This is a genomic window from Streptomyces caatingaensis, from assembly GCF_001187435.1.
Lineage (GTDB): Bacteria > Actinomycetota > Actinomycetes > Streptomycetales > Streptomycetaceae > Streptomyces > Streptomyces caatingaensis.
This window is the reverse complement of the sequence record NZ_LFXA01000002.1, coordinates 558709-570563: the sequence shown is the minus strand read 5'-3', so window position 1 is coordinate 570563 and position 11855 is coordinate 558709. Positions and strand designations below refer to the sequence as shown.

Below are 11855 nucleotides of genomic sequence, written 5' to 3'. Positions count from 1 at the left end.
CCCCGCGCGGAGCGCAGGGAAACGGTGACAGTGGGGGTGCCCCTCTGGGGGCAGAGGGGCGGGGAGAGGAAACCGCCGCCTCCGGCGACTACACGCGCTCCACGACCGTCGCCACCCCCATCCCCCCGCCCACGCACAGCGTGACCAGCCCGAACCGCCCGCCGGTCCGCTCCAGTTCGTCGATCACCGTGCCGAGCAGCATCGCCCCGGTCGCCCCCAGCGGATGCCCCAGCGCGATGGCGCCGCCGTTCACGTTGACGCGGTCCATGTCCACCCCCATCTCGTCCACGAACCGCAGCACCACCGCCGCGAACGCCTCGTTGACCTCGACGAGGTCGATGTCGTCGATGGTCAGGCCCGCCTTCGCGAGCGCCTTGCGCGTCGCCGGCGCCGGCCCGGTGAGCATGATGGTCGGCTCGGAGCCGGAGACGGCGGCGGAGACGATCCGGGCCCGCGGCACGAGCCCGTACCGCTCCCCCACCTCCCGGCTGCCGATCGCGACGAGCGACGCGCCGTCCACGATCCCGGAGGAGTTCCCCGCGTGGTGCACGTGGTCGATCCTCTCCACCCAGTGGTACTTCTGGAGCGCGACCGCGTCGAAGCCCCCCGCCTCCCCGATCGCCGCGAACGACGGCTTGAGCGAGGCCAGCGTCTCGGGCGTCGTCCCGGGCCGCAGGTGCTCGTCGCGGTCGAGGACGACGAGTCCGGCCCGGTCCCGCACCGGGACGACGGAGCGGTCGAAGCGCCCCTCCTTCCAGGCCGCCGCCGCCCGCTCCTGCGACCGCGCCGCGAAGACGTCGACGTCGTGCCGGCCGAACCCGCCGAGCGTGGCGATGAGATCGGCCCCGATGCCCTGCGGGACGAAGCCCGTCGCGAAGTTGGTCAGGGGGTCGCCGAACCACGCGCCGCCGTCGGACGCCATCGGCACCCGCGACATCGACTCGACGCCCCCGGCGAGCACCAGGTCCTCCCAGCCCGAACGGACCTTCGCGGCCGCCAGGTTGACCGCCTCCAGACCCGACGCACAGAAGCGGTTCTCCTGGACGCCGGCGACGGTGTCGGGGAGCCCGGCCGCGACGGCGGCGATGCGCGCGATGTCGGAGCCCTGCTCGCCGACGGGGCTGACGACGCCGAGGACGATGTCGTCGATCGCCGCCGGGTCCAGCCCGGGGAACCGGCGGAGCAGCTCGTGGATCAGTCCGACGACGAGGTCGATGGGCTTGGTCCCGTGCAGGGACCCGTTCGCCTTGCCGCGCCCGCGCGGGGTGCGGATGGCGTCGTAGACGTACGCTTCGGTGCTCAACTCGGCAGCCTTCCTGGTGAAGAGGGGGGGTCAGGCCAGCAGGGCACGGCCGATGATCTCCTTCATGATCTCGGTCGTGCCACCGTAGATCGTCTGGACCCGGCCGTCGGTGAACGCCCGGGCGACCGGGTACTCGGCCATGTACCCGTACCCCCCGTGCAGTTGCAGACAGCGGTCGGCCACCCGCTTGAACAGCTCGGTGGCCCACCACTTGGCCATCGAGGCGTGGACGGCGTCGAGTTCGCCGGCGTTGTGGTCGACGACGCAGCGGTCGACGAACGTCCGGGTGACCGCGCACTCCGTGGCCATCTCGGCGATCTCGAAGCGGATGTGCTGGAAGCGCGCGATCGGCCCGCCGAACGCCTCGCGCTCCTTGACGTAGCGCCGGGTCTCCGCGAGCAGGTGTTCGGCCGCGGCGGCCGCGCCCACCGCGATGGTCAGCCGCTCCTGGGGCAGGTTGGCCATCAGGTGCCCGAACGCGCCGTGCAGGTCGCCCAGCAGGTTCTCCTTGGGCACGCGGACGTCGTGGAAGAACAGCTCGGCGGTGTCCTGGGCCTTCTGCCCGATCTTGACGAGGTTGCGGCCGCGCTCGAACCCCTCGGCACCGCGCTCGACGACGAACAGGCTCAGCCCCTTGGCCCCGCCCTCCGGGGTGGTCCGGGCGACGACGATCACCAGGTCGGCGAGGATGCCGTTGGAGATGAACGTCTTGGAGCCGTTGAGGACCCAGTGGTCGCCCTTGTCGGCGGCGGACGTCCGGATGCCCTGGAGGTCCGAGCCCGCGCCCGGTTCGGTCATGGCGACGGCGCAGACCGTCCCGCCGTCGCAGAAGCCGGGCAGCCAGCGCCGCTTCTGCTCCTCGGTCGCCAGGGAGGTGAGGTACGGGCCGATGATGTCGTTGTGCAGCGGGACGGCGAACCCGGACGCGCCCGCCCGGGCGAACTCCTCGGCCAGGACGGCGGCGTGGCGGTAGTCGGTGGTGCCCCCGCCGCCGTACTCCCCGGGCACGGCCAGGCCGAGCAGTCCCTGCCGGCCGGCGGCCCGCCACGCCTCGCGCGAGACGACCCCGTCCCGCTCCCACTGCTCGCGGTGCGGGACGAACTCCCGCTCCAGGAACGTCCGCACGGTCGCCCGGAAGGCTTCGTGACCGTCGTCGAAGAGCTGACGCCTCATGACCGGGGCCCTTTCTGGTCGTCCGTGTGATCGCCGTCCTGGTGGTCGCCGAGGCGGGGCACGTCCCAGTCGCGGGCCACCTCCGCCGTGTGCGCTCCCGGCCTCGCGGGCGGCCGCCGCACGCCCGCCGGGGTGGCGGAGAAGCGCGGCGCGGGAGCGGGCTGGACGGTGCCGTCGTGGCGGGTGAAGGTGGCGCGGGCGGCGAGGTGCGGGTGATCCGGGGCCTCGCGGAGCGACAGCACGGGCGCCACACAGGCGTCCGAACCCTCGAACACCTCCGTCCACTCGGCGCGGGTGCGCCGGCGGAAGCGGTCCGCGACGGCGGCCCGCAGCCCCTCCCAGCGGGCGGGGTCCTCCCGCGCGGCGGCCGCCTCCTCCGGCAGCCCCAGCAGCCGCGCGAACTCGGCGTAGAAGCGCGGCTCCAGGGCCCCGACGGCCATGTGCCCGCCGTCGGCGGTGGCGTACGTGCCGTAGAACGGCGCCCCTCCGTCCAGCAGGTTGGACCCGCGCCGGTCCTGCCAGCTCCCGGCCGCCAGCATGCCGTGGAGCATCGCCGTCAGGTGCGCGGTGCCGTCGACGATCGCCGCGTCGACCACCTGCCCCCGGCCCGTGGCCCGGGCGTGCCACAGGGCGGCCAGGACCCCGGTGACGAGGTAGAGGGAGCCGCCCGCGTAGTCGCCCAGCAGGTTCGCGGGGGCGTACGGCGGGCCGTCGGCCGCCCCCGCGAGGCCGAGCGCGCCGGTGACGGCGATGTAACCGATGTCGTGCCCGGCGGTCCCGGCCAGCGGACCCTCCTGCCCCCAGCCGGTCATCCGGCCGTACACCAGGCGGGGGTTGCGCTCCAGACACGCCTCGGGCCCGACCCCGAGCCGCTCGGCGACTCCGGGCCGGTAGCCCTCCAGGAGCACGTCCGCCCGCGCGGCCAGGTCGAGGACGGTCTGCGGGCCGCCGTCCGCCTTGAGGTCCACGAGGACGGAGCGCTTGTTGCGGTTGGTGAGGTCGTGACGCGGCTCGATCCCCAGCCCCGGCCCCCCGGGCCGGTCCACCCGCACGACGTCCGCCCCCAGGTCGCCGAGGAGCATCGCGGCGAACGGGCCGGGCCCGATGCCGGCCAGTTCGACGACACGCAGCCCCGTGAGCGGCCCGCCGGCCCCGCTGTTCCCCATGGTCACCCCTGTGTGACAAGGCCGCTGCGACACCCGCGATGCTAAGAACACGTTCCAGTTTCCACAAGCCCCGCTCAGCCCGCGGGATTTGACGGCCCGCCGTCCAGCACCGCGACCAGTCCCCTGGGGGCGATCGTGCGGTAGCTCTCCTCGACCCAGTCGCAGAGCAGCTCCACGGGGGTGTCGCCCGTGCCCAGCGGCACGGACACCCAGCCGTGCCGCCCGAGCCCGTACCGCGTGGGCGCGGCACCCGGCACGGCGAGGGCGTGACCGCGGGCCTCGTCATCCGCGAGCTTGACCGAGATGCCCTCGTCCCCCAGGAAGACGAAGATCTTCTTGTTGACCTTGACGACGGGGCGGTCGCCCCAGGGGAACTCCTCGACGGCGCCGGGGAGGGAGAGCGCGAAGGAGCGGATTCTGTCACGGGTGGTGGCGCTGTTGTGCATGCGTCACACGGTAAGGGGTGGCGGCTCCGGGGAAGGCGACCCGATCAGGGGGTCAGGGGGCCCTCCGGCACGGCGACGGCGGCCACGAAGCCGCCCCAGGAGGCTTCCGTGAAGGCTATGGGCTTGCGACCGATGTCTTTCGAGTCGCGGACCGGTACGAGGCCGGGAATCTTCCGGGCGGGGACTTCTACGCAGCCCCCGCCGGCTTGGCTGTATGAGCTTTTGCGCCAGCTTCCTATAGAGAGATCACGCTGGACCGACATGGATACAACTCCCCAACTACCTTGGCAATAAAAGACCTTGTCGCATCTTGATCGAGAGCGATCCGATGCAGGTGATCATAGAGGTGGCTGAGGATGGCGATGTCCGCTCGGCCGGCAACGAACAATCCGAAGGCATCGCCCCGAGGGCGCCACGCCCCCATACGACCGTTCGGCTCCTCCCACATGGTCACGAACCCGGCATCCTGAATGTGAGGCCCCACCCCGAAGGGCAACACGCGGACTTCGACGTTCGGGTCGTGCGATCGATCGATCAGGTGGAGCAGTTGTTCCCGCATGACGCGCTCGTTGCCGATCGTTTCGTGCAGGACGGCTTCTCGGAGGACGACGCGGAGTTCCGGAGCGTTCGCCCTCTGCGTGATGGCCCGGAGCTCCCGGCGATAGACCACCTTGTCTTCCAGGCTTCCGCCTCGCTCAGGCATGCCCGCTTCGAGGGACAACCGGGTGTACTCCTCGGTTTCCAGCATCGGAGGCATCCAGTGGGAACAGATCTGCTTGATCTTGACTGCTCGTGAGTGTTTGACCAGGTACTTCCTGACGCGCTCGGAGTCGGGGTTGTCGTCGAGCCCGTCACGGAGCTTGAAGATGCGCCCACGCGCCTCAAGGGCGCTATCGATGCGACGTACAACGTCGCGCCGGGGCACATGACCACCCTTCTCGAAGTGCGCGATCGCCGTATGGTCCATCGCCACCGCCCTGCCGAGCTCGGCCTGAGTCCACCCCTTCGCGAGCCGGTGTTCCCTGATGACCGCGCCGAGCTCCGCTACACGCTGCTGATACAGATCAAGTGGCGCCGGCCCAGGCATAGTCGCGTCCCCCACTTGCCTCTTCGTGATACGCACGTCCTGAACGGGGTTGAGCATAGAGGTGAGGGCAGATGGCAAGCCGGCGGAACCGGGCGCCCGAATCCGCACGGCTGACGCTGTGTTCGATTACTGCTGTCGTGATGCCCGCCCTCTGACGTCACACACGCCGGCGGGCGCGCACATCCGGCCAACCTGGCAGGCCGGTCCACCTCGCAGGGCGGCAGCCCTCAAACCCGTCGCCGGACGGGGAGAGCGAAGGCCCCTCAGAGAAGCCCCGCCTCCACCAGCAACTCCCGCACCGCCCGCTCCCCTTCCTCGCCCAGCGCCCCCAGCGACGGTGCCGTCGCCGCGCAGTCGATGACCCCGAGCAGCCGCAGCGCCGTCTTGAAGCCGCCGATCGCGGACGCCGTCCAGCTCACCCCCTTCCCCGCTTCGACCAGCGCGAACAGGCGTGCCAGCCGGTCCTGTTCGGCCACGGCCGCGTCCCAGCGCCCGGCCCGGGCCTGCCGGTACACCCGCGCGTACCCGGCCGGATCCACGTTCCCCAGCCCCGCCACCACCCCGTCCGCGCCCATCAGCAGCGCCGCGTCGACGGTCAGTTCGGAACCGGTGAGAACCGAGAAGGCGGACTCCAGCCCGCGGCGGCGGCGTTCGACGAGCAGCCGGCGGAGGGCGTTGGTGTCGCCGCTGCTGTCCTTGAGACCGGCGAGAGTGCCCTCCGCGGCAAGGGACAGCAGGACGTCGCCGGGGAGTTTGCTGTGCACGCAGGACGGAATGTCGTAGGCGAGCAGCGGCAGCCCGGACCCGGCGCGGATCCGCCGGTAGTGTTCGGCGGTCTCACCGGGGTGGACGCCGGTGTAGAACGGGGCGGTGGCGACGAGGACGTCCGCGCCCGCCTCCGCCGCGTCCCGCGCGTGCTCCAGCACGCGGGGCGCGGTCATGTCGATGACGCCGGCGAGCACGGGCACCCGCCCGTCCGCCGCCTCGACGACGGTCCGCAGTACCGTCCGCCGCTGCCCGGCGGTCAGATGGGCGGCCTCCCCGCTGGTGCCGAGGGCGAAGAGCGCGGAGGCGCCGCCCGCGAGCAGGTGCTCGACGAGGCGGCGCAGGGAGCCGGTGTCCACGTCACCGCCGGCGGTGAAGGGGGTGCACAGGGGCGGGACGAAACCGGAGAGCCGCACGGGAACCTCCATAGGACAGGGGCAGGGGACGCCCCCCGTTCCTACCGGCCCGCCACCGCGTCCGCCAGGGCCCGGCGGCAGAGTGCGTCCGCCCGCCGCGTCGTCTCCGGCAGCCGGAAGTCCCGCGCCAGCGCCAGGACGTGGGCGCAGGCCCGGTCCAGCCCCACCCGGTGGCCCACGGAGACGAACACCGGCTTGACGCCGGCCCGGGTGCGCAGGGCCCGGCCCACCTCCTCGTCCCCGTCCAGCAGGGGGGAGGAGTCGCCCCGGGCGGGTCCGGGTGGCTCGTAGCGGAAGGTGAAGGGGTTCTTGGCGACGCCGATCGTGGGCAGCCCGGTCAGCACGCCCAAGTGCGCGGCGAGCCCGAAGCGGCGCGGGTGGGCGAGCCCGTAGCCGTCGCAGACCACCAGGCCGGGGTCGGTGTCGAGGCGGCGCAGCGCGGCGAGGACGGTGGGGATCTCGCGGAAGGCGAGCAGGCCGGGCACGTAGGGGAAGGCGATCCGGCCGACGGCGGTGGCCTCGGCCACGACGTCGAGGGTGCGGGCGTCGAGCGCGACGGCGGCCGCGGCGACGAGGTCGCGTTCGTCGTCGTAGGCGACGTCGACGCCGACGGCGGTCAGCGGCGCGCCGGGCGGCGGCCCGGGCTCGTCGAGGACGACGCGTGTGCGCAGTTCGAGCTGGACCGCGAGCGCCTGCGCCTCGGTGGTGGGCCAGTCGGGGGGCAGTTCATGGGACGTGTGGTTCATGACGCGGCCACGGTACGGGACGGGCGCGGCGGGCCCGTAGCCTGTCGATCATGTTCGTTCTGGAGCTGACCTACATCGCGCCCCTCGAGCGCGTGGAAGCCGCGCACGCGGAGCACGTCGCCTGGCTGGACGCGCACTACGCGTCCGGTCTGTTCCTCGCCTCCGGCCGGAAGGTGCCGCGCGACGGCGGGGTGATCCTCGCGACCGGCGTCGACCGGGCGAAGATCGAGGAGATCACGCGCAGCGACCCGTTCTCGGTGGCGGGGGTCTGCGAGTACACGATCACCGAGTTCGTGCCGACGAAGACGGCCCCGGCCCTGGACGCGTACCGCGAGGAGCGGCCCCCGGCCTGACGTCCGAGGTGCCACGTCGGTGGCGTGGCCGTCCTTTGCCCGAGGTGCCCGTCGGGCGTCGCGTGGCCGTCCAGGTGCGGGCCGCCGACCCGGTCATCCTGTGCGGGCCGCCGGCGCGGTCCTGTGAGGGCCGCCGACGCGGTCCCCGTGAGGGCCGCCGGCGCGGCACCGCACCGGCGCGCGGAGGGCCGGCACCCCGCGGTGGCCCGCTCCGGCGGCCGGCGGAGCCGGACACCGCATCGGCGCGCGACGAGTGCCACGACGCGCCCGCCGCGCCTCGGCGCGCCCCCCGGGCCCGGCGGAGGGCCGCGACCGGCGGTTCGCCGACGGCCTGGCAGGTACCGGGGAGCCGGGAGGGACCGGCGGTGCCGCCGGTGCGCCGGCCGGGCGGCACAACTGCGCTTGCGCGAGGCGCGCGTTGGGCAGGAGCACGGCATGGGCGGACGGGCCGCGCGGGGCCGCCGCGACAGGAGGACGGCTATGCCATGAACCCATGCCTCTTGGCGGGATTGCTTCACTTCCGTAGGCACAGAGGCCAAATGCCGGGATTTCTCAAGGGCAGTGACGCATCTCACTCCCGAATCAAGCACTGAGCCCCTCGATCCACCGTCTCCCCCTGCGAAGAGCCACGGGTCCCACCGCCCGTCAGTCAACCAACCGCAAGGGAGCAGGCGTTGTCCCCTGTCATCGACCAGGCCGTCCAGGCACAGCTCATCGCGTCCTCGCCCCGCCCCCGCCCGATCCCCGCGCACCTGCGCTACGCGCCCGCCGACCCCTTCGCCGTGCACATCGCCTTCCCGCCGGCCGCCTCGCTCGACGGCGCCGCGGTCGAGTGGGCGTTCGCGCGCGACCTGCTCGCCGGCGGGCTGCTGTCGCCCTCGGGCGGCGGGGACGTCCGGGTGTGGCCGTGCGGTCCGGACCGCACCGTCCTGGAGTTCCACGCCCCCGAGGGGGTCGCGATGATCCAGATCGGGACCGAGGAGCTGCGGGACTTCCTGGCCCGCTCGTACGCGCTGGTGCCGGTGGGGGGTGAGACCGGGTTCCTGGACCTCGACGGCGGCGTCGAGGCGCTCCTGCGGCAGATCTGAATACCGACCGGTCGGAAGGGAGTTCAGCGGGTGGACGGCAGGGGGACGTACGCGAGCCAGTCGGTGCCCGGGAGACGGTGGGGTCTCCAGTTACGGGCGTACGGCGGCAGATAGGGGTCGCGGGGGTCGTAGAGCAGGGCGACGGGCCGGCGCGCGGCGGCGCGGACGATGTCGGCGGTGGTGGCGGAGCGGTTGTTGCCCATGGTCTGGGCCGAGGCGCAGCCCGCCTCGTAGCCGATGGGCTGGGCGCGCGGCCCGGTGACCAGGCAGGGGGCGGAGAGTCCGAGGCGGCCGAGCTCCCGGGCGGCCCGGCGGTAGCGCACGGTGGTGTCCCGGGCGTCCGCCGCGTTCGCCCGCAACTCCTTCACCTGGACGACGAGGTGGCCGGCGAAGGCGGCGCACAGCAGCAGGGCGACGGCCCGGCGGGGCACGGGCGGCCGGGCCGTCCGCGCGGCGCGGACGGCGAGGTCGGCGACGGGCAGGGCGAGGAGCGCGTAGGAGGGCAGCAGGAAGCGGGGGGCCGCGTAGTCCAGCAGCAGGAGGTAGGGGGCGGCGAGCAGGAGCGCGCAGGCGACGGGGAGGTGGACGGCGGCGGCGCCGGTGCGGCGGCGGGCGGCCAGGGCGCAGGCGACGGCGGCGAGGACGGGGAGCAGCAGCCACCACAGCGTGTGGGAGACCGGCGGGGCGGCGATGTGGCAGGGGCGGCAGAGCTGGGGGCCGTCGAGGCTGCGGTAGGCGGCCCGCAGGCCGCCGCCGAGGTGGGCGCCGCCCAGGCCGCCCTCGGTGTCCCCGGCGACGCGGAGCCGCTGCCCGATGCCGCCGAACCGCGCGTACGCCTCGACCGCCCACTGGACGCCGCCGAGGGCGAGCCCTCCGAGGACGGCGGCGACCGTGCCGGGCCGCCGCCAGGCGGGCACGGCCGCGCAGGCGGCCAGCATCGGCAGGGCGAGCCAGACGCCGTCGTGCGCCCGGAAGAGGGTGGCGGCGGCGAGGGTGCAGGTGAGCCCGGTGAGGGCGGCACGGCGCGCGTCCGGCGCGCGGCGGGCGCGCCGCAGGCGCCTTGTCGGCGCCCGCCGCCGGGTCGGTGCCGTGCCGTGTGCCTCCGGCTCCCTTTCCCCGCGGGCGGACGCCGTCGCGCCGTCCCCCGGCTCCCCTTCCCGGCGGGTGGACGGCGTCGCCTCGTCCCCCGGCTCCCGGCGGGCGCGCAGGAACCAGCCGACGGCGGCGACCGCGGCCAGCGCGACCCAGAGGTTGGGCATGGCCTGCGGCCCGTAGAGCACGGTGGTCCACAGGGTGCAGAAGAGGAGCGCCGCGAGGGCGGCGCGGCCCCGGGAGAGCAGCGGCTCCCAGACCCGGTAGGCGGCGAGGAGCCCGGCGGAGGAGAGCAGCGCGAGCACCACGCGCAGCACCGGCACCGAGGAGGTGAGCGCGACGACGGGTGCGGCGAGCAGGCTGATGCCGCGCGACCTGGGCGCGCTGAAGAAGGCGGCGGGCCGGTGCGGATCGGTCTGCGAGAGGTAGACGGTCTCGTCCCAGCCGAGGTCCATGTGCACGACGGCGTAGCACAGTTGGAGCGCGGCGAAGGCGAGGGCGACGGCGGGGAGGTACGCGCGGGCGGGACGGCCGGAGGGCATGGGCCGTTCTACCGCATCCGGCACCGGGAGCGTCCGCCACGGCCGCGTCCCCCGTCACGCACGGGCTCTGTCCCGGGAGGCGGCGATCTCCGCCTCGGCGGCCGCCCGGTCGGCCCAGCAGGCGCCCTCCACCGACTTGCCGGGTTCCAGCTCCTTGTAGACCTCGAAGAAGTGCTGGATCTCCAGCCGGTCGAACCGCGGGAGGTGCCGCAGGTCGCGCAGGTGCTCGTGGCGCGGGTCGCCGGCGGGGACGCAGAGCACCTTCGCGTCCTCGCCCGCCTCGTCGCGCATCCGGAACATGCCGATCGCCCGGCAGCGGATCACCACGCCGGGGAACGTGGCCTCGCCGGCGAGGACCAGGGCGTCCAGCGGCTCGCCGTCGGCGCCGAGCGTTCCGTCGACGTAGCCGTAGTCGGCCGGGTAGCGGGTGGAGGTGAAGAGCAGCCGGTCCAGCCGGATGCGGCCGAGGGCGTGGTCCATCTCGTACTTGTTGCGGCTGCCTTGCGGGATTTCCACGACGACGTCGAAGTCCACGAGGGCTCCTCGCTGGGTAGTTGACGCGCCGTCACCTTTGACGGGCGCCGCCACCCCATGGTGACGCGATGTGCCCCCGGGCACCACGGTGCGTGCGCTCCGGGAGGGGCTCCGCCCCGGCCCTCCCCCGGGCTCTCCCCAGGGGGCACCGCGCCCGCCCCCGGCCGCCGTCCGGTGGGGCCGCCGCCACCGCGGCGCGGGCGCGCGGCACGGAGCCCGCGGCGGCCGCGGGAGGCTCCTCGGCCGCACTCGCCCCGCGGAGCGTCAGCAGCACCACCCCGGTCCCCGCGACGATCCCCGCGGCCCCTGCCAGCACCCCGCCCGCCGCTCCGTACCGGAAGCCCTCCCCGAGCGCCGCGACGCCGACGGCCGCGGCGACGACCGGGTTGACGACGGTGACCGTGGCCAGCGGGGCGGCCAGCCCCGCGCCGCGGTAGGAGGCCTGGGAGAGCAGCATGCCAGCCGAGGCCAGCACCGCGACGACGGCCAGGGTGGGCACGAGCGCGGCCGTCCGGCCGCGCAGCACGTCCTCCGCGGCGGCCTTGGTGAGGACCGAGGCCATGCCGAAGGCGGCCCCGGCCGCCCCGGCCAGGGCGACCCCGCGCACCACCGGGCGGCGCGCCCGGCGCGCGGCGAGCGTCAGCAGCGCGCCGGCGGCGAGCACGGCGCCCGCCAGGACGGGCCGTTGGCCGGCCGGGAGGAACTCGGTGCGCGGCGGCCCGGTCAGGGCGAGCAGCCCGGCGAGGCCCGCGGTGGCCAGCAGCGCGCCCCGCCGGCCGGCCGCGCCGACCGGCCGGCGGGTGAGGAGGGCGGCCATCGGGAGGGCGAAGACGATGGTGAGGGCGCCCATCGGCTGCACCAGGCTCAACGGCCCGCCGGCCAGCGCCAGGACGTGCAGCCCCGCCCCGAGCCCGGTGAGCGCCACGGCGCACCACCAGGGAGCGCTGCGCAGGGGCCCGCGCAGGCCGCCGGCGCCGGGGGCCGACGCGGCCACCTTCTCCTGCACGATCGCCGCGGCGGCGTAGCAGAGGGCGGACACCAGGCAGAGCAGCACGGGGAGCGCGGGCGCGCTCACCGAGCGCCTCCGCGGCCCGCGGGGTGCGCACGGCTCCTGCGGTCGTCGTCCATGCCCCCAACGATGCCC

13 protein-coding genes are annotated in these 11855 nt (G+C 74.5%); 2 read left to right on the top strand and 11 right to left on the bottom strand.

Annotation, left to right across the window (positions count from 1 at the left end; genetic code table 11):
- Positions 1 to 88 precede the first annotated feature (88 nt).
- The 8 genes from AC230_RS03175 to AC230_RS03145 all read right to left on the bottom strand — a co-directional run bounded on the left by AC230_RS03175 (position 89) and on the right by AC230_RS03145 (position 7102).
- A complete protein-coding gene (locus AC230_RS03175) occupies positions 89 to 1303 on the bottom strand; it encodes an acetyl-CoA C-acetyltransferase (RefSeq protein WP_049714366.1) in 1215 nt (404 codons plus the stop codon).
- Between the two features lie 30 nt (positions 1304 to 1333).
- Positions 1334 to 2476: an acyl-CoA dehydrogenase family protein gene (locus AC230_RS03170; protein ID WP_049714365.1), complete on the bottom strand. Its 1143-nt coding sequence runs from the start codon at positions 2474 to 2476 to the stop codon at positions 1334 to 1336.
- Complete coding sequence (locus AC230_RS03165; protein ID WP_049714364.1) at positions 2473 to 3642, bottom strand: CaiB/BaiF CoA transferase family protein; 1170 nt, start codon at positions 3640 to 3642, stop codon at positions 2473 to 2475. Before AC230_RS03165 ends, AC230_RS03170 begins: the two co-directional genes overlap by 4 nt.
- A 74-nt stretch (positions 3643 to 3716) precedes the next feature.
- The gene (locus AC230_RS03160; RefSeq protein ID WP_049714363.1) at positions 3717 to 4088 is read right to left on the bottom strand and encodes an MmcQ/YjbR family DNA-binding protein; all 372 of its coding nucleotides are present in this window, start codon (positions 4086 to 4088) and stop codon (positions 3717 to 3719) included.
- Between the two features lie 44 nt (positions 4089 to 4132).
- A complete protein-coding gene (locus AC230_RS30685) occupies positions 4133 to 4351 on the bottom strand; it encodes a DUF397 domain-containing protein (protein WP_078870913.1) in 219 nt (72 codons plus the stop codon).
- On the bottom strand, positions 4324 to 5232 hold the full coding sequence (locus tag AC230_RS03155; protein ID WP_078870912.1) for a helix-turn-helix domain-containing protein: 909 nt from the start codon (positions 5230 to 5232) through the stop codon (positions 4324 to 4326). The genes AC230_RS30685 and AC230_RS03155 overlap by 28 nt, the downstream gene beginning before the upstream one ends.
- 206 nt (positions 5233 to 5438) lie before the next feature.
- Entirely contained in the window at positions 5439 to 6368 is a 930-nt protein-coding gene (locus AC230_RS03150; RefSeq protein WP_049714361.1) for a dihydrodipicolinate synthase family protein, read from the bottom strand.
- Between the two features lie 29 nt (positions 6369 to 6397).
- Entirely contained in the window at positions 6398 to 7102 is a 705-nt protein-coding gene (locus tag AC230_RS03145; RefSeq protein ID WP_049714360.1) for an endonuclease V, read from the bottom strand.
- Between the two features lie 50 nt (positions 7103 to 7152).
- On the opposite strand from AC230_RS03145, the gene AC230_RS03140 reads away from it, so the two are divergent.
- Both AC230_RS03140 and ssgD read left to right on the top strand, forming a co-directional pair.
- The gene (locus tag AC230_RS03140) at positions 7153 to 7455 is read left to right on the top strand and encodes a YciI family protein (RefSeq protein ID WP_049714359.1); all 303 of its coding nucleotides are present in this window, start codon (positions 7153 to 7155) and stop codon (positions 7453 to 7455) included.
- 674 nt (positions 7456 to 8129) lie between these two features.
- Positions 8130 to 8543: a spore wall synthesis regulator SsgD gene (gene ssgD, locus AC230_RS03135; protein ID WP_049714358.1), complete on the top strand. Its 414-nt coding sequence runs from the start codon at positions 8130 to 8132 to the stop codon at positions 8541 to 8543.
- A gap of 23 nt (positions 8544 to 8566) precedes the next feature.
- On the opposite strand, the gene AC230_RS32870 is transcribed toward ssgD, so the two are convergent.
- The 3 genes from AC230_RS32870 to AC230_RS03120 are packed head-to-tail and all read right to left on the bottom strand — an operon-like array spanning position 8567 to position 11786.
- Complete coding sequence (locus AC230_RS32870) at positions 8567 to 10177, bottom strand: hypothetical protein (RefSeq protein ID WP_049714357.1); 1611 nt, start codon at positions 10175 to 10177, stop codon at positions 8567 to 8569.
- Between the two features lie 54 nt (positions 10178 to 10231).
- Positions 10232 to 10711 carry an inorganic diphosphatase gene (locus tag AC230_RS03125; RefSeq protein ID WP_049714356.1) on the bottom strand — a complete coding sequence of 160 codons (480 nt, stop codon included), beginning with the start codon at positions 10709 to 10711 and terminating at the stop codon, positions 10232 to 10234.
- A 31-nt stretch (positions 10712 to 10742) separates the two neighbouring features.
- Positions 10743 to 11786 (bottom strand): DMT family transporter, encoded by a 1044-nt coding sequence (locus AC230_RS03120; RefSeq protein ID WP_053160974.1) that lies wholly within the window; start codon positions 11784 to 11786, stop codon positions 10743 to 10745.
- Positions 11787 to 11855: the final 69 nt, after the last annotated feature.